The 21,093-nt window shown below is 70.3% G+C and carries 19 protein-coding genes and 1 tRNA gene; 12 read left to right on the forward strand and 8 right to left on the reverse strand.

The window, feature by feature from the left end; translation table 11 throughout:
* The first annotated feature begins 13 nt into the window (after window positions 1-13).
* The 6 genes from ACH4LD_RS08200 (at window position 14) to ACH4LD_RS08225 (ending at window position 4,865) form a co-directional block, all read left to right on the forward strand.
* Window positions 14-84, forward strand: a tRNA-Gln gene (locus ACH4LD_RS08200).
* A 135-nt stretch (window positions 85-219) separates the two neighbouring features.
* Window positions 220-1,668, forward strand: a complete 1,449-nt coding sequence (glmU, locus tag ACH4LD_RS08205; RefSeq protein WP_398055424.1) for a bifunctional UDP-N-acetylglucosamine diphosphorylase/glucosamine-1-phosphate N-acetyltransferase GlmU — start codon at window positions 220-222, stop codon at window positions 1,666-1,668.
* A gap of 154 nt (window positions 1,669-1,822) precedes the next feature.
* Entirely contained in the window at window positions 1,823-2,803 is a 981-nt protein-coding gene (locus tag ACH4LD_RS08210) for a ribose-phosphate diphosphokinase (RefSeq protein ID WP_103809919.1), read from the forward strand.
* 231 nt (window positions 2,804-3,034) lie between these two features.
* Window positions 3,035-3,628 carry a 50S ribosomal protein L25/general stress protein Ctc gene (locus tag ACH4LD_RS08215; protein ID WP_398055425.1) on the forward strand — a complete coding sequence of 198 codons (594 nt, stop codon included), beginning with the start codon at window positions 3,035-3,037 and terminating at the stop codon, window positions 3,626-3,628.
* Between the two features lie 75 nt (window positions 3,629-3,703).
* Window positions 3,704-4,306, forward strand: coding sequence for an aminoacyl-tRNA hydrolase (gene pth / locus ACH4LD_RS08220; protein ID WP_103809917.1), 603 nt, complete (start codon window positions 3,704-3,706; stop codon window positions 4,304-4,306).
* A gap of 52 nt (window positions 4,307-4,358) precedes the next feature.
* Window positions 4,359-4,865 carry a hypothetical protein gene (locus ACH4LD_RS08225; RefSeq protein WP_398055426.1) on the forward strand — a complete coding sequence of 169 codons (507 nt, stop codon included), beginning with the start codon at window positions 4,359-4,361 and terminating at the stop codon, window positions 4,863-4,865.
* Between the two features lie 63 nt (window positions 4,866-4,928).
* Here the strand turns inward: ACH4LD_RS08225 and ppc are convergent, their stop codons facing one another.
* On the reverse strand, window positions 4,929-7,661 hold the full coding sequence (gene ppc, locus ACH4LD_RS08230) for a phosphoenolpyruvate carboxylase (protein WP_398055427.1): 2,733 nt from the start codon (window positions 7,659-7,661) through the stop codon (window positions 4,929-4,931).
* A gap of 304 nt (window positions 7,662-7,965) precedes the next feature.
* Between ppc and ACH4LD_RS08235 the strand changes: the two genes are divergently transcribed.
* Together ACH4LD_RS08235 and ACH4LD_RS08240 are read left to right on the forward strand one after the other, a co-directional pair.
* The gene (locus tag ACH4LD_RS08235) at window positions 7,966-8,973 is read left to right on the forward strand and encodes a fatty acid desaturase (RefSeq protein WP_132785239.1); all 1,008 of its coding nucleotides are present in this window, start codon (window positions 7,966-7,968) and stop codon (window positions 8,971-8,973) included.
* Entirely contained in the window at window positions 8,970-9,647 is a 678-nt protein-coding gene (locus tag ACH4LD_RS08240) for a TetR family transcriptional regulator (protein WP_398055428.1), read from the forward strand. The genes ACH4LD_RS08235 and ACH4LD_RS08240 overlap by 4 nt, the downstream gene beginning before the upstream one ends.
* 71 nt (window positions 9,648-9,718) lie before the next feature.
* On the opposite strand, the gene ACH4LD_RS08245 is transcribed toward ACH4LD_RS08240, so the two are convergent.
* Window positions 9,719-10,531: a trans-aconitate 2-methyltransferase gene (locus ACH4LD_RS08245; RefSeq protein WP_398055429.1), complete on the reverse strand. Its 813-nt coding sequence runs from the start codon at window positions 10,529-10,531 to the stop codon at window positions 9,719-9,721.
* 88 nt (window positions 10,532-10,619) lie between these two features.
* Here ACH4LD_RS08245 and tamR point away from each other — a divergent pair, with 88 nt between their 5' ends.
* The gene (tamR, locus tag ACH4LD_RS08250) at window positions 10,620-11,117 is read left to right on the forward strand and encodes a MarR family transcriptional regulator TamR (RefSeq protein WP_014673201.1); all 498 of its coding nucleotides are present in this window, start codon (window positions 10,620-10,622) and stop codon (window positions 11,115-11,117) included.
* Here tamR and ACH4LD_RS08255 read toward each other — a convergent pair.
* A complete protein-coding gene (locus tag ACH4LD_RS08255) occupies window positions 11,076-11,843 on the reverse strand; it encodes a LuxR C-terminal-related transcriptional regulator (RefSeq protein WP_398055430.1) in 768 nt (255 codons plus the stop codon). The genes tamR and ACH4LD_RS08255 overlap by 42 nt on opposite strands.
* Window positions 11,844-12,153: 310 nt before the next feature.
* Between ACH4LD_RS08255 and ACH4LD_RS08260 the strand changes: the two genes are divergently transcribed.
* Window positions 12,154-12,609, forward strand: a complete 456-nt coding sequence (locus ACH4LD_RS08260; RefSeq protein ID WP_398055659.1) for a GNAT family N-acetyltransferase — start codon at window positions 12,154-12,156, stop codon at window positions 12,607-12,609.
* A gap of 7 nt (window positions 12,610-12,616) precedes the next feature.
* Here ACH4LD_RS08260 and galK read toward each other — a convergent pair whose 3' ends face one another.
* The 3 genes from galK to galT are packed head-to-tail and all read right to left on the reverse strand — an operon-like array spanning window position 12,617 to window position 15,800.
* Window positions 12,617-13,780 carry a galactokinase gene (gene galK / locus ACH4LD_RS08265; protein WP_398055431.1) on the reverse strand — a complete coding sequence of 388 codons (1,164 nt, stop codon included), beginning with the start codon at window positions 13,778-13,780 and terminating at the stop codon, window positions 12,617-12,619.
* A complete protein-coding gene (galE, locus tag ACH4LD_RS08270) occupies window positions 13,780-14,742 on the reverse strand; it encodes a UDP-glucose 4-epimerase GalE (RefSeq protein ID WP_398055432.1) in 963 nt (320 codons plus the stop codon). Before galE ends, galK begins: the two co-directional genes overlap by 1 nt.
* Window positions 14,739-15,800 (reverse strand): galactose-1-phosphate uridylyltransferase, encoded by a 1,062-nt coding sequence (gene galT, locus ACH4LD_RS08275; RefSeq protein WP_132785246.1) that lies wholly within the window; start codon window positions 15,798-15,800, stop codon window positions 14,739-14,741. Before galT ends, galE begins: the two co-directional genes overlap by 4 nt.
* A gap of 194 nt (window positions 15,801-15,994) precedes the next feature.
* On the opposite strand from galT, the gene ACH4LD_RS08280 reads away from it, so the two are divergent.
* Both ACH4LD_RS08280 and ACH4LD_RS08285 read left to right on the forward strand, forming a co-directional pair.
* Complete coding sequence (locus tag ACH4LD_RS08280) at window positions 15,995-17,686, forward strand: sodium:solute symporter family protein (protein ID WP_132785247.1); 1,692 nt, start codon at window positions 15,995-15,997, stop codon at window positions 17,684-17,686.
* Between the two features lie 20 nt (window positions 17,687-17,706).
* Window positions 17,707-18,054: a hypothetical protein gene (locus ACH4LD_RS08285; RefSeq protein ID WP_398055433.1), complete on the forward strand. Its 348-nt coding sequence runs from the start codon at window positions 17,707-17,709 to the stop codon at window positions 18,052-18,054.
* 187 nt (window positions 18,055-18,241) lie between these two features.
* Here the strand turns inward: ACH4LD_RS08285 and ACH4LD_RS08290 are convergent, their stop codons facing one another.
* Both ACH4LD_RS08290 and ACH4LD_RS08295 read right to left on the reverse strand, forming a co-directional pair.
* The gene (locus tag ACH4LD_RS08290; protein ID WP_132785249.1) at window positions 18,242-18,928 is read right to left on the reverse strand and encodes a response regulator transcription factor; all 687 of its coding nucleotides are present in this window, start codon (window positions 18,926-18,928) and stop codon (window positions 18,242-18,244) included.
* A gap of 159 nt (window positions 18,929-19,087) precedes the next feature.
* Window positions 19,088-20,995 (reverse strand): PQQ-binding-like beta-propeller repeat protein, encoded by a 1,908-nt coding sequence (locus ACH4LD_RS08295; RefSeq protein WP_398055434.1) that lies wholly within the window; start codon window positions 20,993-20,995, stop codon window positions 19,088-19,090.
* Window positions 20,996-21,093: the final 98 nt, after the last annotated feature.

Genomic DNA, 21,093 nt, shown 5'->3' on the forward strand with positions numbered 1-21,093 from the left:
AGTGCACCAACTATCCCGGATCGTCTAAGGGTAGGACAAACGGTTTTGGTCCGTTGAATGAGGGTTCGAATCCTTCTCCGGGAGCTCACAGCACACAAAACCTAAGTTCGGGTCCTGACCGGTAACACCACCGTCAGGGCCCGCACTCATGTCCCCCTCAACCCACCCCGGTATCCTGCGGCTGTCACCCCCACCCACCCACAGCCGAAGGGCAACCCCGTGAGCGCCATTCGCCCGGCCGCCGTCGTCGTTCTCGCAGCGGGTGAGGGCACCCGTATGAGGTCGGCCACACCGAAGGTCCTGCACGACATCTGCGGCCGTTCCCTGGTCGGACACGTACTGGCCGCCGCACGTGAGCTGGACCCGCAGCACCTCGTCGTCGTGGTGGGCCACGCCCGTGAGCAGGTCGGCGCGCACCTCGCCGAGATCGATCCGGCCACCAGGACCGCCGTGCAGGCGGAGCAGAACGGCACGGGGCACGCCGTGCGGATGGGGCTGGAGGAGCTGGGCGGGTCCGTCGAGGGGACGGTCGTGGTCGTGTGCGGGGACACCCCGCTGCTCACCGCCGGCACGCTTCGGCGGCTGACCGAGACGCACGGCGCCGACGGCAACGCCGTGACCGTGCTGACCGCCGAGGTCCCGGACGCGACCGGTTATGGCCGGATCGTGCGGGACGAGACGACGGGTGCCGTCACGGCGATCGTGGAGCACAAGGACGCGTCCGAGGCGCAGCGGGAGATCCGGGAGATCAACAGCGGTGTGTTCGCGTTCGACGGGCAGCTGCTGGCGGACGCGCTGAAGAAGGTGCGGACGGACAACAGTCAGGGTGAGGAGTACCTCACGGACGTGCTGGGGATCCTGCGGGAGGCCGGGCACCGGGTGGGGGCGTCGGTGGCGGCCGATCACCGTGAGATCGCCGGGATCAACAACCGGGTGCAGCTCGCCGAGGCGCGGCGGATCCTGAACGACCGGCTGCTGGAGCGGGCGATGCTGGAGGGGGTCACGATCGTCGACCCGGCGACCACGTGGGTCGATGTGACGGTGACCTTCGAGCGGGACGTGGTGGTGCATCCGGGGACGCAGCTGACGGGGTCGACGCGGCTGGGTGAGGGTGCCGAGGTGGGGCCCAACAGCCGGCTGAAGGACACCGAGGTGGGTGCGGGGGCGCGGGTGGACAACACGGTGTCGGACGGGGCTGTGGTGGGGCCGCAGGCGTCCGTGGGGCCGTACGCGTATCTGCGGCCGGGGACCCGGCTGGGTGCCAAGGGAAAGATCGGGACGTACGTGGAGACGAAGAACGCGTCCATCGGTGAGGGTACGAAGGTGCCGCATCTGTCGTATGTGGGGGACGCGAGGATCGGTGAGTACACGAACATCGGGGCGGCGAGTGTGTTCGTGAACTACGACGGTCAGGACAAGCATCACACCACGGTGGGGTCGCATTGCCGGACCGGTGCGGACAACATGTTTGTGGCTCCTGTCACGGTCGGGGACGGTGCCTACACCGCTGCCGGGTCGGTGATCACGAAGGATGTGCCGCCTGGTTCGCTGGCCGTGGCCCGTGGTCAGCAGCGGAATATCGAGGGTTGGGTGGCTCGGAAGCGTCCGGGGAGCGCGGCGGCGAAGGCGGCCGAGGCGTCGTCCCGGTCGGGTGGGAACGAGGACTGACCGGAAACGCGTGCGCCGAACACGGCGTAACGTGATAAGTGCACTTCCGCACGTGTGCACCCTGCACCCTTACCAGCTGATTCGGCCTCTCACGCCCAGCCGAGAGGTCGCCGAGCAGCCGGCTGGCTGAGACAACCTCTGAGGAGACTGTGCTGTGACCGGGATCAAGACGACCGGCGAGAAGAAGATGATGTTCTTCTCCGGCCGCGCCCACCCCGAGCTTGCCGAGGAGGTCGCCCAGCAGCTGGGTGTCGGGGTCGTCCCGACGAAGGCCTTCGACTTCGCGAATGGTGAGATCTACGTCCGTTACCAGGAGTCGGCTCGTGGTGCGGATTGCTTCCTGATCCAGAGCCACACGGCTCCGATCAACAAGTGGATCATGGAGCAGTTGATCATGATCGATGCGCTGAAGCGTGCTTCGGCGCGGTCGATCACCGTGATCGTGCCGTTCTACGGTTACGCGCGGCAGGACAAGAAGCACCGGGGTCGTGAACCGATTTCGGCGCGTCTGATCGCGGATCTGATGAAGACGGCGGGTGCGGACCGCATCCTGACGGTGGATCTGCACACGGATCAGATCCAGGGTTTCTTCGACGGCCCTGTGGACCACTTGTTCGCGCTGCCGCTGCTGGCGGACTACGTGGGTGCGAAGGTGGACCGGGAGAAGCTGACGGTGGTGTCGCCGGACGCGGGCCGGGTGCGGGTGGCGGACCGGTGGTGTGACCGGCTCGGTGCGCCGCTGGCCATCGTGCACAAGCGTCGTGACAAGGACGTGGCGAATCAGGTGACCGTCCACGAGGTCGTGGGTGAGGTCAAGGGTCGTGTGTGTGTCCTGGTGGACGACATGATCGACACGGGTGGCACGATCTGTGCGGCTGCGGACGCGTTGTTCGCGCACGGTGCGGAGGATGTCATCGTGACGGCGACGCATGGTGTGCTGTCGGGTCCGGCGGCCGATCGGTTGAAGAACTCGCGGGTGAGTGAGTTCGTGTTCACGAACACGCTGCCGACGCCGGGTGAGCTGGCGGCGGATCTGGACAAGATCAAGGTGTTGTCGATCGCTCCGACGATCGCGAGTGCGGTGCGTGAGGTGTTCGAGGACGGCTCGGTGACCAGCCTCTTCGACGAGCAGTGAGGTTTCTGCACTCACTTCCGCACTCGCTTCCGCACCCCCTTGCGCATCCTCTTGCGCACCGGTAGGTGATCGTTTTGGGTACGGCCTCCCCCTCCGAGTAGACTGCTGCAGTTGCTCGGCGAGGGAGGCCGTACTCGTGTACGGCGGTCCGTTATCGACGCGCTCTTCGTAGCAGGCCGTTCGTGGCCGGGTGACCACGTCCGTTCCGAGTTCCTACGAGGAGTGATCCACATGTCCGAGGTGAAGCTCAGCGCCGAGACCCGCACCGAGTTCGGCAAGGGTGCGGCCCGCCGCATCCGCCGTGACAACAAGGTGCCCGTCGTTCTGTACGGCCACGGCTCCGACCCGCTGCACCTGACCCTGCCGGGCCACGACCTGCTGCTGGCGCTGCGTACGCCGAACGTCCTGATCTCCCTGGACATCGACGGCGAGACCAACGAGCTGGCGATCCCGAAGGCCGTGCAGCGCGACCCGCTGAAGGGCTTCCTGGAGCACGTCGACCTGCTGCTGGTCAAGCGTGGCGAGAAGGTCACGGTCGAGATCCCGGTGCACGTCGAGGGCGAGCTGGCCCCGGGCGGCAACCTGCTGGAGCACGTCCTGGACGCGCTGCCGGTCGAGGCCGAGGCCACGCACATCCCGGAGCAGGTCACCGTCTCCGTCGAGGGTCTGGCGGCCGGTGCCTCCATCCACGCGAAGGACATCACGCTGCCGAACGGCGTGTCCCTGGCCGTGGAGGAGGACGCCGTGGTGATCCAGGTCCTCCAGGCCCAGGCCGAGGAGACCGAGGGCGAGGCCGCCGAGGGCGAGGAGGCGGCGGAGGCCTGATCCTCCCCGTCGTCATCATCTGGTCAGCCGCCGCCTCCCTCGCCGGGGGCGGCGGCTGGCGCGTATCAAGGAGACATGGACGTGACCACCGCCGCCAGTGATCCCTGGCTCATCGTCGGGCTCGGCAATCCCGGGCCGGAGTACGCCATGAACCGGCACAACATCGGGTTCATGGTGGCCGACCTGCTCGCGGAGCGGATCGGGGGGAAGTTCAAGCGGGCGGGCAAGGCGCAGGCGCAGGTGCTGGAGGGGCGGATCGGTCCGGCGGGGCCGGGGAGCCGTCGGGTGGTGCTGGCGAAGCCGATGTCGTACATGAACCTGTCCGGTGGTCCGGTGAACGCGCTGCGGGACTTCTACAAGGTTCCGGTGGGGAACGTCGTCGCGGTCCATGACGAGCTGGACATCGACTACGCGACGCTGCGGCTGAAGCTGGGCGGCGGTGACAACGGGCACAACGGTCTGAAGTCGATGACGAAGGCGATGGGTGCGGACTACCACCGGGTGCGGTGCGGGATCGGCCGGCCGCCGGGCCGGATGCAGGTGGCGGACTTCGTGCTGAAGGACTTCTCGTCGGCGGAGCGCAAGGAGCTGGACTGGTTCGTGGACCGTGCGGCGGACGCGGTGGAGTGTCTGGTGACGGAGGGGCTGGAGCGGGCGCAGAGCGCGTACAACTCCTGACTTGTCCTGGCTTGGTCCCGCCGGGAGTTGACCGGCCGTAGGGGTATGGCCAATGATCCCGGCCATGCCTGCCTCAGCCAGTACCGCTCGTCAGGCGTCCGTGTCCGCGTTGCGGTTCGGGCGGGTGGCGGCGATGGGTGCGCTCGCCGCGCTGATTCTGTTCGCCGGGGTGCGGGGGTCCTGGGGGACCGCCCAGCACGTGATGCTGGCGAAGGGGCGTGAGTCCGGCACGGTGACGGTGACGCGGTGTGCCGGGGAGACCTGTGCGGGGCCGTTCACGCCGACGTCGGCGGGGGCGCGGCCACGCGCGCGCGTGGAGATCGGGAAGTCGGTGGCGGTGCGTACGGGGGCGACCTACGCCGTGGTGCTGAAGCCCGGTACCGCGGAGGCCGTGCGGTCGGGTCCGGCGGGCGTCCTGTACGCGTGGGTGCCGTTGGGCGGGGCGCTGCTGCTGGCCTCGGTGGTGGTGGCGGGCGGGATGCGGCTGGCCCGCGTGGCGTGGGTGCTGGGGCTGTCCGGCGCGGTGCTGCTGACGGCGGCGTTCGCGGCGGTGCAGTGAGACGAGGCGAGAGGGTGCCCCCGGGGTCGTAGGACCTCGGGGGCACCCTCTTCCGCGAGCGGGTCAGCCGGTGTTGCGCAGGCCCGCCGCCACGCCGTTGACGGTGAGGAGCAGGGCTCGGGAGAGCAGCGGGTCGGGGTCGGTGCCGGCCGCGGCGGCGTCGCGCTGCCGCTTGAGCAGGGCGACCTGGAGGTAGGAGATGGGGTCCAGGTAGGCGTCGCGGATGGCGAAGGTCTGCTTGAGGACCGGCTGGGCGTCCAGGAGTTCCTGCTCGCCGGTGACGCGCAGGACTTCGCGGACGGTCAGCTCGTGTTCGGCCTTGATGGTGTCGAAGACGTGCTTGAGCTCGTCGGGGACGAGGGTGTCGACGTAGTGCTGGGCGATCCGCAGGTCCGTCTTGGCGAGGGTCATCTCGACGTTGGAGATGAAGTTGCGGAAGAAGTGCCACTGTTCGTGCATCTCGCCGAGCACGGTGTCCAGTCCGGTTTCCCGCAGCGCCTTGAGGCCGGAGCCGACGCCGAACCAGCCGGGCACGATCTGCCGGGACTGGGTCCAGCCGAACACCCAGGGGATGGCGCGCAGACCGTCGAGCGAGACGCCCGAGCCGGGGCGGCGGGAGGGCCGCGAGCCCAGGTGCAGCTCGGCGAGCTGGTCGACGGGCGTGGAGGCGAGGAAGTACGCCGGGAGGTCGGGGTCCTCGACCAGGCGGCGGTAGGCGGCGTGGGCGGCGTCGGAGACGACGTCCATGGCCGCGTCCCAGCGGGCGAGGGCCTCGTCGGACTGGCGGGGGGCGGTGTGCAGGGCGGAGGCCTGGAGGGTGGCCGCGACGGTCAGTTCCAGGTTCTCCCGGGCGAGGGAGGGGATGAGGTACTTGTCGGAGATGACCTCGCCCTGCTCGGTGACCTTGATCTCGCCCTCCAGGGTGCCCCAGGGCTGGGCGAGGATGGCGTCGTGGGAGGGGCCGCCGCCGCGGCCGACGGTGCCGCCGCGGCCGTGGAAGAGGCGCAGGCGTACGCCGTAGCGGTGGGCGACGTCGCGCAGCCGGCGCTGGGCGCGGTGGATCTCCCACTGGCTGGTGGTGATGCCGCCGAACTTGGAGGAGTCGGAGTAGCCGAGCATGACCTCCTGGACGTCGCCGCGCAGCGCGACCAGGCGCCGGTAGGACGGGTCGGAGAGCATGTCCTCCAGGATGGTGTCGGCGGCCTTCAGTTCGTCGGTGGTCTCCAGGAGGGGGACGATGCCGATCTTGGCCCAGCCGGCGTGCAGGTCGAGCAGTCCGGCCTCGCGGGCGAGGACGGCGGCGGCGAAGACGTCGTCGGCGCCCTGGCACATGGAGATGATGTAGGACTCGACGACCTCGGGGCCGAAGACCTCCAGGGCCCTCTTGACGGTCTCGAAGACGCCGAGGGTCTTGTGCCCGGCGGCGTCGACGGGGGCCGGGGTGGGGGCGAGCGGCCTTCTGGAGCGCAGTTCCTTGGCGAGGAGCCTGGCGCGGTAGTCGCGGGGCATGTCGGCGTAGCGCCAGGACTCCTCGCCGAGCCGGTCGAAGAGCTGGCCGAGGGCGTGGTGGTGGGCGTCGGCGTGTTCACGGACGTCCATGGTGGCGAGCTGGAGGCCGAAGGCGGCGAGGGTGCGGATGGTGCGGGCGAGGCGGCCGTCGGCGAACAGGCCGCCCCGGTGCTCGCGCAGGGAGGCCTGGATGATGCGCAGGTCCTTCAGCAGTTCGCCGGTGCCGAGGTAGTCGCGGCCTTCCTCGTGCGGGGTGCCCTTGGCGAGGCGCTGCTTGGTGTTCTCCAGCTTCTGCCGGATGCAGGTGGCCTTGAGCCGGTAGGGCTCCTCGGCGTTGAGGCGCTTGTAGCGGGGGCTGATCTCGGGGAGCAGCTCCAGGTCGGTCTTGAGGGAGTCGAGGAGTTCCTCGGTGGCGCCGGTGTAGCGGATGGAGTTGGAGAGCAGTCCGCGCAGTTCGTCGATCATCTCCAGGGCGTCGTTGATGCCGTGTTCGTGCTGGAGGATGAGGACGTCCCAGGTGACCTGGGGGGTGACGTTGGGGTTGCCGTCGCGGTCTCCGCCGATCCAGGTGCCGAAGGTGAGGGGGCGGGTGTCGTCGGGGAGCTTGACGCCGACGCGTTCCAGTTCGGCGGTCAGGTCCTCCAGGACGTCTCCGACGGCGTCGGCGTGCAGCTCGTCCAGGTAGTAGATCGCGTTGCGGGCCTCGTCGGCGGGTTCGGGGCGTACGACGCGCAGTTCGTCGGTCTGCCAGACGAGGTCGATGTTCTCGGCGAGGCGGACGTCGTGGCGGCGGCGGTCGGTGTCGAGGACGGGGGTGTCCAGGAGCGCGGCGATGCGCCTCAGCTTGTTGAGGACGGACCGGCGCGCGGCCTCGGTGGGGTGCGCGGTGAAGACCGGGCGGACGTTGAGGTTCTGGACGGTCTGCTTCAGGTGCTCGGGGTCGGCGTCCTTGAGCCGGTCGGCCGTGCGGGCGAGCAGGCCGCCCTCGGCGGCGCGCCGGGCGCGCAGTTCGCGGCCGCGGTGCACCTGTTCGGTGATGTTGGCGAGGTGGAAGTAGGTGGAGAAGGCGCGGACCAGCTTGGCCGCGGTGTCCAGTTCGGTGCCGCGCAGCAGCTCGGCGGCGGCGTCACCGTCTTCGCGGGTGAGGCGGCGGACCTTCTCGACCAGTTCGAGGAGCTCGGGGCCTTCCTGCCGGACGAGGGTCTCCCCCAGGAGATCACCCAGCCGGCGGATGTCGGCGCGCAGCTCGCTGCTGGTCGTGGTGGTCTGGTCGTCGGCACTGCTCACAGGTGCGGCTCCTTGCAGTGTTGAAGCTCGTCTGGGAGGGAACCCGGCCGGCTGCCACACACGGCGGGTGCCGCATACGGGCCGGAGGGTCCGGGAAGGAAACTTCAGCGGACCGCGCTGTCCGACCGAGTCCAAGGATAGGTGGCCATGTGGACGCGCAGGCTCTGGGGCTCTTGCCGCCGCGCGACACGCTGCCATACTTACGATGCCGTAGGTTACGGAACCGTAGGGAAGCACCGTCGCCTCCCGTACGGTCGCCGCGGCCCGGCATCTGCCTCGACCATCGACCCCACAGGGGACGCGCATGACCTCAAGTTCCGATGTGATCGAAGAAGCCCGTAAGGCCACCGACACACCCCCTCCCTCCGCCACGCTGGGCGGCGAGCAGAAGCGTTCGATCGAGCAGATCACGCTGCTCCTGTTCATCACCGTGCCGTTCCTGGCACTGGTGGCGGCCGTGCCGCTGGCCTGGGGATGGGGGGTGAGCTGGCTCGATCTGGGCCTGCTGGTCTTCTTCTACTTCCTGGGGTGCCACGGCATCACGATCGGTTTCCACCGGTACTTCACCCACGGTTCGTTCAAGGCGAAGCGGCCGCTGCGGATCGCGCTCGCGATCATGGGTTCGCTGGCGGTCGAGGGTCCGCTGGTGCGCTGGGTGGCCGATCACCGCAGGCATCACAAGTTCTCCGACGCGGAGGGCGACCCGCACTCCCCGTGGCGGTTCGGCGAGACGCTTCCGGCGCTGATGAAGGGCCTGTGGTGGGCGCACATCGGCTGGATGTTCGACGAGGAGCAGACCCCGCAGGACAAGTACGCGCCGGATCTGATCAAGGACCCGGCGATGCGGGCGATCTCCCGGCAGTTCGTGCTGTGGACGGCCGTGTCCCTGGGGCTGCCGCCGCTGATCGGCGGTCTGGCGACGATGTCCTGGTGGGGCGCGTTCACCGGATTCTTCTGGGGTTCACTCGTCCGGGTGGCGCTGCTGCACCATGTGACCTGGTCGATCAACTCGATCTGCCACGCGGTCGGCAAGCGGCCGTTCAAGTCGCGGGACCGTTCGGGCAACGTGTGGTGGCTGGCGGTGCTGTCGTGCGGCGAGTCCTGGCACAACCTGCACCACGCGGACCCGACGTCGGCGCGGCACGGCGTGATGCGCGGCCAGATCGACTCCTCGGCCCGGTTCATCCGTATCTTCGAGCTGCTCGGCTGGGCGTACGACGTGCGCTGGCCGTCACGCTCGCGTATCGATTCGCGCCGTGACACCGGGGAAGGCGGCTCCCGGCGCCGGGGGGAGACGGCCGAGGCGGCATGATTGACGCCGTGGCGACCGACTCCAGCAGCACCTCAGGCAACGAAAAGCAGCGGCGGACCCGCCGGACCCGTATGACCGGTGCCGAGCGCCGCCAGCAGCTGCTGGAGATCGGTCGCACCCTCTTCGCCGCCAAGGGGTTCGAGGGCACGTCGGTGGAGGAGATCGCGGCGAAGGCCGGGGTGTCCAAGCCGGTGGTGTACGAGCACTTCGGCGGCAAGGAGGGGCTGTACGCGGTGGTCGTGGACCGCGAGATGCGGCGCCTGCTGGACATGGTCACCAGCTCGCTGACGGCCGGCCACCCGCGTGAGCTGTGCGAGCAGGCGGCGTTCGCCCTCCTGGACTACATCGAGGAGTACACGGACGGTTTCCGCATCCTGGTCCGCGACTCCCCGATTCCCCAGTCCACGGGCTCCTTCGCGTCCCTCATCTCGGACATCGCCACCCAGGTGGAGGACATCCTGGGCCGCGAGTTCAAGTCGCGCGGCTTCGACCCCAAGCTCGCTCCCCTGTATGCCCAGGCGCTGGTCGGCATGGTCGCACTGACCGGGCAGTGGTGGCTGGACGTGCGCCGCCCGAAGAAGGCGGAGGTGGCGGCCCATCTGGTGAACCTGGCGTGGCACGGCCTGGACGGCCTGGAGCAGAAGCCGCGCCTGATAGGGCACCGCAAGAGCTGAGCGCCCAGCGCGCCGGCTTCCAGCCGGTTGCCGACGACGGTCCTCGCGCCGGGCGCGGCGAGCCGGAGCGCTCAGCCCTCCTTCACGGCCACGGCGAACAGCCTCCTGAACGGCAGGACCGTGCCGTACGGCGCGCTCGGGTACGCCTTCCGCAGCAGGTCCCGGTACTCGGTGAGGAACGTGTCGCGGGCCTGGGGGTCGTCGGCGAGGGCGGTCAGGGCGGGGCGCAGGCCGGTGCCCTTCACCCAGTCGAGGACGGGGTCCTCGCCCTGGAGGACGTGGAAGTACGTCGTCTCCCACACGTCGGCCGCGCAGCCGAGGCGGGTGAGGCGGTCCAGGTAGGTGGCGGGGGTGTGCACGGAGTCCGTGCGGCGCAGGACGCCGGCGAGGCGGTCGCGCCAGCGGGGCGTGCCGGCGAGGTCGCGCATCAGGGCGTGCAGCGGGGCGTCGATGTTGTGGGGGACCTGGAAGGCGAGGGTGCCGCCGGGGCGCAGGGCGGCGATCCAGTCGGCGAAGCGGTCGGCGTGGCCCGGCACCCACTGGAGGGTGGCGTTGGAGACGATCAGGTCGTACGGCTCCGTGGGCGTCCAGGTCCGCACGTCGGCGTGGGCGAAGTCGAGCCGGCCACCTCCGGCCGTGGGCCCCTCGTGGTCGACGTGGGCCTTGTCGAGCATCTCGGGCGAGTTGTCGTAGCCGGTGATGCGGGCGGTGGGCCAGCGGCCGGCGAGCAGGGCGGTGACGTTGCCGGGGCCGCAGCCGAGGTCGGCGATGCGGGGCCGGTCGCCGGGGAGGGCGGGGATCCGGGCGAGGAGGTCGGCGAAGGGCCGGGCCCGGTGCCCGGCGTGGCGGAGGTACTGGGCGGGGTCCCAGCTCGGCGTCGTCATGCTCCCACTGTCCCCGCCAGTTTCTCTCGATGTCAAGAGACTCGACATCAAGAGACTTCACATCGACACAACCACTACACTGATCTCCATGGAGGACGAGGTCGATCGGCTGGTCGCAGCGTGGCGCCGGGAGCGTCCGGACCTCGACGTGGAGCCGCTGGAAGTGCTCAGCCGGGTGAGCCGACTCGCCCGGCACCTCGACCGTGCCCGCCGGCTCGCCTTCGCCGAGCACCAGCTGGAGCCCTGGGAGTTCGACGTGCTGACCGCGCTGCGGCGCGCGGGCACGCCGTACCAGCTCTCCCCCGGCCAGCTGCTCACCCAGACGCTGGTCACCTCGGGCACGATGACCAACCGCATCGACCGGCTGGCGAAGAAGGGCCTGGTCGAGCGGCTGCCCGATCCCAGCGACCGGCGGGGCGTGCTGGTCCGGCTGACCGACGAGGGCCGCGACCGCGCGGACCAGGCGCTGGCGGGGCTGCTGGAGCAGGAGCGGGCGATCCTCGCCGAGCTGTCCCGCGCCCAGCGCGCCGAGCTGGCCGGCCTGCTACGCCAGCTGACCGCCCCGTTCGACAACATCCCCGGTTAGGTCCACCGGGCCCACCCCGGCCCGCCGGGCCAGCGCGACGGCGGCCAGCGTGGAGTGGACGCCCAGCTTGCCGAGGACGTTCTGCATATGGGTGCGGACGGTGTGCGGGGAGAGGAACAGCCGCTCGGCGACGGCCTTGCGGCCGAGGCCCGCGACCATGCAGCGCAGCACCTCCCGCTCGCGCGGGGTGAGGGACTCCACCAGCCGCTCGCTCTCGGTGCGGTGCCTGCGCGCCGCCGTCAGCTCCTTCAGCACGCCGGTGAGCAGCGCGGGCGGCAGATGCGTCTCCTCACGCAGCACCCCCCGGATCACCGTCAGCAGCCGGGACAGCGAGCAGTCCTTGGCGACCCAGCCGGACGCCCCCGCCTGGAGCGCGAGGGCCGCGCGGCGCGGGTCGTCCTTCTCGGCGAGGACGACGATCCGTACGGCCGGGTGGGTGGCCCGGACCCCGGTGACGAGCGAGATCCCGTCGACCAGGCCCTCCTCGTCGCCCTCCTGCACCGGCACGGCCGGGCGGACGCCGGGCAGCCGGCCGCCCAGGTCGGCGTCGACCAGCAGGACGTCGTAGCGCCGGCCCTCACCGGCCGCGCGCTCCAGGCAGCGCAGCGCGGCCGGGCCGCTGCCGGCGGCGGAGACGTCGACGTCCGGCTCGGCGGCCAGGGCGGCGGCGAGCGACTCGGCGAAGATGCGGTGGTCGTCCACGACCAGGACTCGGATGCGAACCATGTAACCCCCTTCCCCAGGCTCCGCATGGAGCAGGGGATACCCAAGGTCCGGAGAGCTCCGGAATCGGTTGGTCCGGAAAAGCCCGGAAAGGATCCGGAGAACGACGACCGGCGCGGGTACGGCACCCGCGGACCGGGGACGCGCGCCGCACGGCCGCCGCCGTTGCGGACACTGCTACCCCCACCGCGGGCGCCGTACCCGCCTGTCTCGCCCCCTGAGCGGCACCGGCCCCCACCGGTGCTGCTCCACAGAGTACGGATGGGAGCACGCAGCGGAAGGCGAATTGCAGAACTGGCCGTCCGACGCGTTTATGGTGTGCCGCATGTTTCGTATTGAGGCGGAAGTCGACAAAGAGCGACGTGATCTGCTCCGCGCACGGCTGTGGGACACCAACACGGCGGCGTCCCCGGTCCTGGCCGCACTGCGCGGCACGCCCGGCGAACGCGAGGTGCCCCTCCACCTCTGGGCACTGGACACCGCCGGCGACCTGGCGGGCGGCCTGGTCGGTCACACCTGGACGACCTGGCTGCACGTCACCTACCTGTGGGTGGACGCCGCCCACCGCGGCGCGGGCCTCGGCACCCGCCTGCTGGCGGAAGCGGAACGCATCGCCACGACCGACCGCGGCTGCACGGGGTCCCGCCTGGAGACCTGGAACTTCCAGGCCCCGGAGTTCTACCGGAAACAGGGCTACGAGGTGGTGAGCGTGATCCCCGACTACCCGCCGGGGATCACGGAGTACACACTGACGAAGCGACTGGCCTGACGAAGGATCAGACGAGTCGCCGGGCCCCCGCCGAAGGGACCGCCTCGAAGACTCGTGGGGTCTTGAAGGCCGCCGCCGCGAAGGCCTCTTCGATCGCCTTGGTGAGGGTGTCGACGTCGGTCGCCTCCGCCAGGACGATCGCCGAGCCGCCGAAGCCACCGCCGGTCATGCGGGCGCCCAGGGCGCCGGCGGCGAGGGCCGTGTCGACGACCAGGTCGAGCTCCGGGCAGGAGATGCGGAAGTCGTCGCGCAGGGAGGCGTGGCCCTCGGTGAGGACGGGGCCGATGGCGCGGGTGTCGCCGGCGCGCAGCAGGCCGACGGTGCGTTCGACGCGTTCGTCCTCCGTGACCACGTGGCGGACCAGGCGGATGACCTCCTCCTCGTCACCGAGGCGGGCGAGGGCCGCGTCCAGGCCGTCGTAGGGGATGTCCCGCAGGGCGTCGACGCCGAGCAGGGCCGCGCCCTTCTCGCAGCCGGCCCGGCGCTTGCCGTACTCGCCGCCGCTGTGGGCGTGCTTGACCTGGGTGTCGACCACCAGCAGGCGCAGGCCCTCGGCCACGAGGTCGAAGGGGATCTGCTGCTGGGACAGGTCACGGGTGTCCAGGAACAGCGCGTGGCCCTGCTCGCAGCAGGCCGACGCCGTCTGGTCCATGATCCCGGTCGGCGCGCCGACGTAGACGTTCTCGGCGCGCTGGCACAGGCGGGCCAGCCGCCAGCGCTGCAGACCGAGGTCGTACAGGTCGTTCAGCGCCAGGGCGATCACGACCTCCAGCGCGGCGGACGAGGACAGGCCCGCGCCCGTCGGGACCGTGGAGGACAGGTGGATGTCGGCGCCGGTGACCTCGTGACCCGCCTCGCGCAGCGCCCAGACCACGCCCGCCGGGTACGCCGTCCACTCCCGGTCGGTCCCCGGGGCGAGGGCGTCCAGCCGCAGCTCCGTGATCGGCGCGGCCCCGCCCTCGACGTCCTGCGAGTGCAGGCGCAGGAGGCCGTCGTCGCGGCGGGAGACCGCGGCGACCGTCTGGTGCGGCAGCGCGAACGGCATGACGAAGCCGTCGTTGTAGTCGGTGTGCTCACCGATCAGGTTGACCCGGCCGGGCGCCGCCCACACGCCCTCCGGCCCGGCCCCGTACAGCTCGGCGAAGCGCTCCGCGACCTGCTCTGCACCCACTAGTGCTCCTTCGAGATGCTCTGCGCGAACTCCCACGCGTCCGCGACGATGCCCGCGAGATCCGCGCGGGTCGGGTTCCAGCCCAGTTTCTCGCGGGCGGTGTCCGCGGAGGCGACCAGGACCGCCGGGTCGCCGCCCCGGCGCGGGGCCACCACCTCGGGGATCGGGTGGCCGGTGACCTCGCGGACGGTCTCGATGACCTGGCGGACGGAGAAGCCGTTGCCGTTGCCGAGGTTGCAGATCAGGTGCTCGCCCGGGGTGGCGGCCCGGACGGCCAGCAGGTGGGCCTCGGCCAGGTCGGCGACGTGGATGTAGTCGCGGACGCAGGTGCCGTCGGCGGTCGGGTAGTCGTCGCCGAAGACCGAGATCGCCTCGCGGCGGCCCTGGGCGACCTGGAGGACCAGCGGGATCAGGTGCGACTCGGGGTCGTGCCGCTCGCCGTACGCGCCGTACGCGCCCGCCACGTTGAAGTAGCGCAGGGAGACCGCCGCCAGGCCGTGCGCCTGCGCCTCTCCGGTGATCATGTGGTCGACGGCGAGCTTGGAGGCGCCGTAGGGGCTGGTGGGCCGCGTCGGGGCGGTCTCCGGGATCGGGGTCTGCTCCGGCTCGCCGTAGGTGGCGGCGGTGGAGGAGAAGACCAGCTTGCGGACGCCGGCCTCGCGCATCGCGGCGAGCAGGGCCATGCTGCCGCCGACGTTGTTGTCCCAGTACTTCTCCGGCTTCACCACCGACTCGCCGACCTGCGAGAACGCGGCGAAGTGCAGCACGCCGTCGAAGGAGGGGTCGAGCCACTTGCCGGCGTCGCGGATGTCGCCCTCGATGAAGGCCGCGCCGGCCGGGACGCCCGCGCGGAAGCCGGTGGAGAGGTTGTCGAGGACGGTGACCTCGTGGCCGGCCTCCAGCAGGTGCTGGGCCACGACACTGCCGACATATCCCGCGCCACCCGTCACCAGGTACTTCATGAACTCGCTACCTCTCGCAGTCGCTCGGCCGCGCGCTCCGGCGGCACGTCGTTGATGAACACGCTCATGCCGGACTCGGAACCCGCGAGGAACTTCAGCTTGCCGGAAGTACGGCGGATGGTGAAAAGCTCAAGGTGGAGCGCGAAGTCGTCGCGCGTGACACCGTCGAACTCCTCCAGCGCGCCGAACGGGGCCTGGTGCCAGCCCGAGATGTACGGCGTCGGAGGCTCACCCTCGCCGAAGATCCGGTCGAAGCGCCTCAAGAGTTCCAGATAGACCTGGGGGAATTCTGTGCGGGCCGCCTCGTCCAGGGCGAGCAGGTCGGGCACGCGGCGCTTCGGGTACAGGTGGACCTCGTACGGCCAGTGCGCCGCGTACGGCACGAAGGCCACCCAGTGTTCACCCTCAAGGACGACCCGCTCGCCGGCGAGCTCCTCCTCCAGAACCGTGTCGAACAGGTTCGCCCCGCCGGTGGCCTCCTTGTGGGCGGCGAGCGAGCGCAGCATCAGCGCGGTGCGCGGGGTGGTGAAGGGGTAGGCGTAGATCTGTCCGTGCGGGTGGCCGAGGGTCACACCGATCTCGGCACCGCGGTTCTCGAAACAGAACACCTGCTCGACGGAGGGCAGATGCGACAGCTCCGACGTGCGGTCCGTCCACGCGTCCAGCACCAGCCGTGCCTGCTCGGCGCTCAGGTCCGCGAAGGAGGCGTCGTGGTCGGAGGTGAAGCAGACGACCTCGCAGCGCCCGGAGTCGCCGGCGAGGGAGGGGAACCGGTTCTCGAAGACGACGACGTCGTACGAGGAGTCCGGGATCTCGCTGAGCCGGTCGCCGCGGGTGGGGCACAGGGGGCACTCGTCGGCCGGCGGGTGGTAGGTGCGGCCCTGGCGGTGCGAGGCGACGGCGACGGAGTCGCCGAGCAGCGGGTCGCGGCGGATCTCGGACGTGGTGACCGTACGGTCCAGCGGGCGCCGGTCGACCGCGTCGCGCACGGTGTCGTCCCGCAGGTCGTAGTAGATCAGCTCACGACCGTCGGCCAGCCGGGTCGAGGTCTTCTTCACGCCGGACTCCTTGTTCGGGCCCTACGGGTGTGTCCGCACCCAATCACTCAACACAAACAAACATAACAGACCACAAGTCCACAACTCCCCGGTCGATCACAATCAAACAAAGAACACCAGCTGAAGTGTTCAAATATCGAACACGGCGGCGTAGGTTCCGCTCTGGATCAGTTCGCGCAACGAAGCGAGTTCTCATGCAAACCCCCACATACGCCCCCACCTATCTGGCGGCGGAGCTACGACTCCCCACCAACTGGCTGGACTACACGATCCTGGCGATCTACTTCGTCGTCGTCCTGGGCATCGGCTTCGCGGCCCGGCGCTCGGTCAAGACGAGCCTCGACTTCTTCCTCTCCGGACGCTCGCTGCCCGCCTGGATCACCGGCCTCGCCTTCATCTCGGCGAACCTGGCGGCCACCGAGATCCTCGGCATGGCCGCGAACAGCGCGCAGTACGGCGCCTACACCGTCCACTGGTACTGGATCGGCGCCATCCCCGCCATGGTCTTCCTCGGCCTGGTGATGATGCCCTTCTACTACGGCAGCAAGGTCCGCTCGGTCCCCGAGTTCCTGCTGCTGCGCTTCGACCGCGGCGCCCACCTGCTCGCGTCGATCCTGTTCGCATTCGCCGCCATCCTGATCGCGGGCGTCAACCTCTACGCCCTCGCGATCGTCGTCGAGGCCCTGCTCGGCTGGCCGCAGTGGGTCGCCATCGTCGTCGCCGGCGCGTTCGTCCTCGCGTACATCACCCTGGGCGGCCTGTCCTCGGCGATCTACAACGAGGTCCTCCAGTTCTTCGTGATCCTGGCCGCGCTCATCCCGATCACGATCCTCGGTCTGAAGAAGGTCGGCGGCTGGGGCGGCCTGACCGACAAGCTGACCGCGACGCACGGCGCCGACTTCACCACCGCGTGGGGCGGCACCGGCATCGGGCACGCCAACCCGCTCGGCGCCAACTGGCTGACCATCGTCCTCGGCCTCGGTTTCGTGCTCTCCTTCGGCTACTGGACCACCAACTTCGCCGAGGTGCAGCGCGCCCTGTCCGCGAAGAACCTCTCGGCGGGTCAGCGCACGCCGCTCATCGCGGCCTACCCCAAGATCTTCATCGTCTTCCTGGTGATGATCCCGGGCCTGGTCGCCGCCGCGATCGTGCCGAAGTTCGGCACCTCCGGCTCCGGCTACCAGTACAACGACGCCATCCCCTTCCTGATGCAGGAACTGCTGCCCAACGGCGTGCTCGGCATCGCCGTCACCGGTCTGCTGGCCGCCTTCATGGCGGGCATGGCGGCGAACGTGTCGTCCTTCAACACCGTGTTCACCAACGACATCTGGGCCAAGTACGTGGTGCGGGGGCGTGAGGACGGCTACTACGTCCGCTTCGGCCGGCTGATCACCGCGATCGGCGTCTGCGCCTCCGTCGGCACGGCGTTCCTGGCGTCCTCGTTCTCGAACATCATGAGCTACCTCCAGACGCTGTTCTCCTTCTTCAACGTGCCGATGTTCGTCGTCTTCATCGTCGGCATGTTCTGGAAGCGGGCGTCCGCGAAGTCCGGGTTCTGGGGCCTGCTCGCCGGCACCGTCACCGCGATGGTCAACTACTTCGTCCTCTACAAGAAGGGCATCATCTCCATCCCGACCGACCAGGGCGCCAACTTCGTCTCCGCCATCGCGGGCTTCGTCGCCGGCGCGGTGGTGATGGTCGCGGTGTCGCTGTTCACCAAGCCGAAGCCGGCGGAGCAGTTGCAGGGCCTGGTCTACGGCACCCGCTCCCCCGGCATGTCCGAAGCGCCCGCCGAGGGCGACGACGCGTGGTACCGCAAGCCGGCCCTGCTGGGCTGGGGCGCGGTCGTGCTGGCCGCCGTCTGCTACATCCCGTTCTCGTTCTGACGCGGGAGGATCGAGGAACCATGACTGAGCATCCTGACCACTCCGAGCAGCCTCGTCGTCCGCTGCACTACACCGAGCAGGACGTCCTGCGGGAGGTCTCCGAGCTGGAGACCAAGTCGGCGACCGCGGCGCGCATCTTCGACCTGCGGCGCATCATCGGCGGACTCTTCGTGGTCTACGGCGTCATCGTCACGATCACGGGGATCACCGACTCGCAGGCCGCGATCGACAAGGCCGAGGGCGTGAACATCAATCTCTGGACCGGGATCGGCATGCTGCTCCTGGGCATCTTCTTCCTGGCCTGGCTGAAGCTGCGGCCCACCCCTCCGCCGCTTCCTCCGGAAGGTCTGCCGGAAGAGAAGGATTAGGTCCGGGGCCGACAGGCCGTGTCCCGACTGCGGGCGCGTGGGGGCTGGTCGCGCAGTTCCCCGCCGGGTGCCTGTCGGCCGGGGGCCATAGCACCGTAGGGGTGCGGGCCGTCCCCGGCCGCGGGCACGTCGTGGCTGGTCGCGCAGTTCCCCGCGCCCCTTCGGGGCGCTGCCCCGGCAGGGACGCCTAGTCGGCGGGCGCTTCCCGCAGGGGGCCCGCGCGGTCCAGGAGGCCCGTTCGGGCTGCCAGGGCCGCTGCCTCCAGGCGTGAGCCCACGCCCAGTTTCATCAGGACCCGTTGGACGTGCGTACGCGCCGTGCTCGGTGCGATGCCCATGCCCGCCGCGATCCGGCGTGTGTCCTCCCCGTCGGCCACCCGCACCAGCACCTCGACCTCACGGGGCGTCAGCATCTCCAGAAGCCGCTGGGCCTCGTCATCGGGTTGTGCGGCGGGGTTCAGCAGTTCGCTGAAGGCCCCCTGGAGCAGTTGCGGCGCCACCGCCGCCTCCCCGGCCCGGGCCTTCATGATGGCCCGCTCGACGCCCTCGATCCGCTCGTCGTGCCGGACGTACCCCGACGCCCCCGCGGCGAAGGCCGCCGCGATCCCGCGCGGTGACGGCACGGGGCCCAGCACCAGCACCGCCACCTGCGGACGTTCCCGCTTGATCTTGACCACCGGGTCGAAGATCCCCGGCTCGGCCGGTGCCGCCGTGCCCAGCAGGCACACCTCCGGCGCCCGCGCGATCACGAGGTCCGCCGCGCCCGCGGCCGGCGCCGCCGCGGCGAGCACCCGGTGACCGCGCAGCTTAAGCGCGGACGCCAGCGCCTCCGCGAGCAGCCGATGGTCGTCCACGACCATGAGCCGCACTCCCATAGAGCAACCCCCCAGTCCCCCGGGCACCCCCGCCCTTCATGCCCCCGGAAGCTACACGCTTGTTCGACGTCGCGCTGCCCCTCTTCATGAGAAGTGCCCCGGATCGATGAAATCCGGGGCACTTCTCGGCAAGTCACTCATTCGGGTGAGGCCGGCGGATCAGCCGTCCGTGCCGAACGCCATCACGAGGTACTCCTTGCTGTACGACGACATGTCCCGCTCCTTGGCGAACACGGCGGACATGTACAACCGGCCCTTGCCGAAGCGGAGTTCCGCGTACTCCGGCAGCAGGTTGACCTCGGAGTCCCGCACGCTCTTCGTGGACGGGTTCTCCAGCAGCTTGGTCACCTTGAACGAGCCGCTGTCGATGCTGACGACCTGGCCGCCCTTGTTGTACGGCGGCGCGTCGTAGGCGATCAGGTTGCCGCCGTCCATGCGCAGCGGGGAGAGCGTGTAACCGTCGCCGGCCTCGGCGCGCCGGCCGGTCGGCTTGCCGGTCTTCAGGTCGAAGGCGACGATCTCGTTCGTCCGGGTGTACTCGCCCTCGCCGTCGTGCGCCTCCGTCATCAGGTACAGCATGCCGTTGCCCGCCACGACCTGCCGGCAGTCCTCGATGCGGTTGGTGCCGTCGCAGCGGCCCCCGTAGGTGTCGCCGGGCGCGGGGATGCGGGCGAGCAGCTTGCCGGTCTTGTCGTCGATGGAGAAGTAGTCCGAGACACCGCTGCCGTCGCCCGCGCTCTGGCCGACGTCGGCGGCGGCCACCAGCGGGTCGGTGGAGACGATGGACGCGTACAGGACGCCGTCCGGCATCCTGTACTCGGAGATCACCTTGCCGCTGACCGGGTCGATGGTCTGGATGTTGAGCTGCGGGTCGTCGTACTCGCCGCACTTGCGCACCGCGACCAGTCTGGCGCCGCCGCCGTACCCCTCGTCGTAGCAGGTGTCGTCGGGCTTGGGCTGCCACAGCGTCTTGCCGGACTCGATGTCGAACGCGGCGCCGCCGTCGGAGCCGCCGACCGCGACGGTGTGCTGGGCGACCGTCACATTGGCGAACATGACGGGGTGGTCACCGGACTTGACCGACTTCGTCCACAGCTTCTTCCCCGCGGTGAGGTCGATCGCGGCGATCTGGCTGCACCCCGCGGAGGAGCCCTTCTCCGGCATCTTCGGCTGGAAGGCGATCGCCGTCCGGCCCTCGTCGTCCACGTGCTCGCTGGCCGCGCACACCGGGCCGGGCAGCTTGATCGTCCACAGCTCGGTGCCCTTGACCGGGTCGTAGCCGACGACCTTCGCGATGCCGCTCTTGGCGTACACCGTGTCCGTCAGCCACGAGCCTTCCACGCTGACCGTGTCGTCCGCCTTGGGCAGCGGCACCCCGAACAGCAGCCGGGAGGACGGGTCGGCGGGCGCCTTCTCCTTGCCGCCGCCTCCGGTCGTGCCCCCGGAGCCCTTGTCGTCGTTCGAGCCGCCGGTGCCGCCACCGGAGGACGCGGTGTCGTGCCGCTTGCCGTCGTCACCGGAGGACTTGGAGTACCAGATGCCGCCGCCGATGATCAGCGCGATGGCGACGACCGCCGCGACGACGATGAGCAGCACGGCGTTGTTCCGCCCGCCGCCGCCCGCCCCCGGCTGGGGCGCCATCGGCACGGTCGGCGGCTGACCCTGGCCCGGATGACCCGGATAGCCGTAACCCGGCTGCATGCCCTGCATGGGCTGCGTGGGCTGGGCGTAGGGGTTGTGCGGCTGGGCGCCGTAACCGGGAGGCTGCGGGGCGGTGGGGGCCGGAGGCTGCTGGGCGTACGGGTTGTGCTGCGCGCCCGGGTAGCCGTAACCGGGCTGCGGGGGCGGGACCGGCGGATAGCCGTAGCCCGGCTGCGGTGGCTGCGGCTGCGGCTGGGGCTGGGGACCCTGGGCCGGCGGCTGGGAAGGCTGGGCCGGCTGCTGCGGAGGCTGGGCCGGCGGCTGCGGAGGCTGCGTCGGCTGGGGAGGCTGGGCCGGTGGCTGCGGGGGCTGCGCCGGCGGCTGGCTGGGCGGCTGGTTCGGGGGTGGCGGGGGCGGCTGGGTCATGGCGCGGGTACCTCGGTGACGCTCGGAAGGCCGTACGGCGGACGGGACTCGGGAAGGACGGGCCGCGACCGGCACGGGGGCCGGCCGCGGCGGTGCGC

The sequence above is a fragment of the Streptomyces sp. NPDC017676 genome (genome assembly GCF_044329325.1).
Classification (GTDB): Bacteria; Actinomycetota; Actinomycetes; order Streptomycetales; family Streptomycetaceae; genus Streptomyces.

Coding starts and splice junctions, on each gene's coding strand:
- ACH4LD_RS08215 (WP_398055425.1), top strand. CDS start 3,035: ATGTCCGAGGTGAAGCTCAGCGCCGAGACCCGCACCGAGTTCGGCAAG.
- pth (WP_103809917.1), top strand. CDS start 3,704: ATGGACGTGACCACCGCCGCCAGTGATCCCTGGCTCATCGTCGGGCTC.
- ACH4LD_RS08225 (WP_398055426.1), top strand. CDS start 4,359: ATGATCCCGGCCATGCCTGCCTCAGCCAGTACCGCTCGTCAGGCGTCC.
- ACH4LD_RS08235 (WP_132785239.1), top strand. CDS start 7,966: ATGACCTCAAGTTCCGATGTGATCGAAGAAGCCCGTAAGGCCACCGAC.
- ACH4LD_RS08240 (WP_398055428.1), top strand. CDS start 8,970: ATGATTGACGCCGTGGCGACCGACTCCAGCAGCACCTCAGGCAACGAA.
- ACH4LD_RS08245 (WP_398055429.1), bottom strand. CDS start 10,531: ATGACGACGCCGAGCTGGGACCCCGCCCAGTACCTCCGCCACGCCGGG.
- tamR (WP_014673201.1), top strand. CDS start 10,620: ATGGAGGACGAGGTCGATCGGCTGGTCGCAGCGTGGCGCCGGGAGCGT.
- ACH4LD_RS08255 (WP_398055430.1), bottom strand. CDS start 11,843: ATGGTTCGCATCCGAGTCCTGGTCGTGGACGACCACCGCATCTTCGCC.
- ACH4LD_RS08260 (WP_398055659.1), top strand. CDS start 12,154: ATGGTGTGCCGCATGTTTCGTATTGAGGCGGAAGTCGACAAAGAGCGA.
- galE (WP_398055432.1), bottom strand. CDS start 14,742: ATGAAGTACCTGGTGACGGGTGGCGCGGGATATGTCGGCAGTGTCGTG.
- ACH4LD_RS08280 (WP_132785247.1), top strand. CDS start 15,995: ATGCAAACCCCCACATACGCCCCCACCTATCTGGCGGCGGAGCTACGA.
- ACH4LD_RS08285 (WP_398055433.1), top strand. CDS start 17,707: ATGACTGAGCATCCTGACCACTCCGAGCAGCCTCGTCGTCCGCTGCAC.
- ACH4LD_RS08290 (WP_132785249.1), bottom strand. CDS start 18,928: ATGGGAGTGCGGCTCATGGTCGTGGACGACCATCGGCTGCTCGCGGAG.
- ACH4LD_RS08295 (WP_398055434.1), bottom strand. CDS start 20,995: ATGACCCAGCCGCCCCCGCCACCCCCGAACCAGCCGCCCAGCCAGCCG.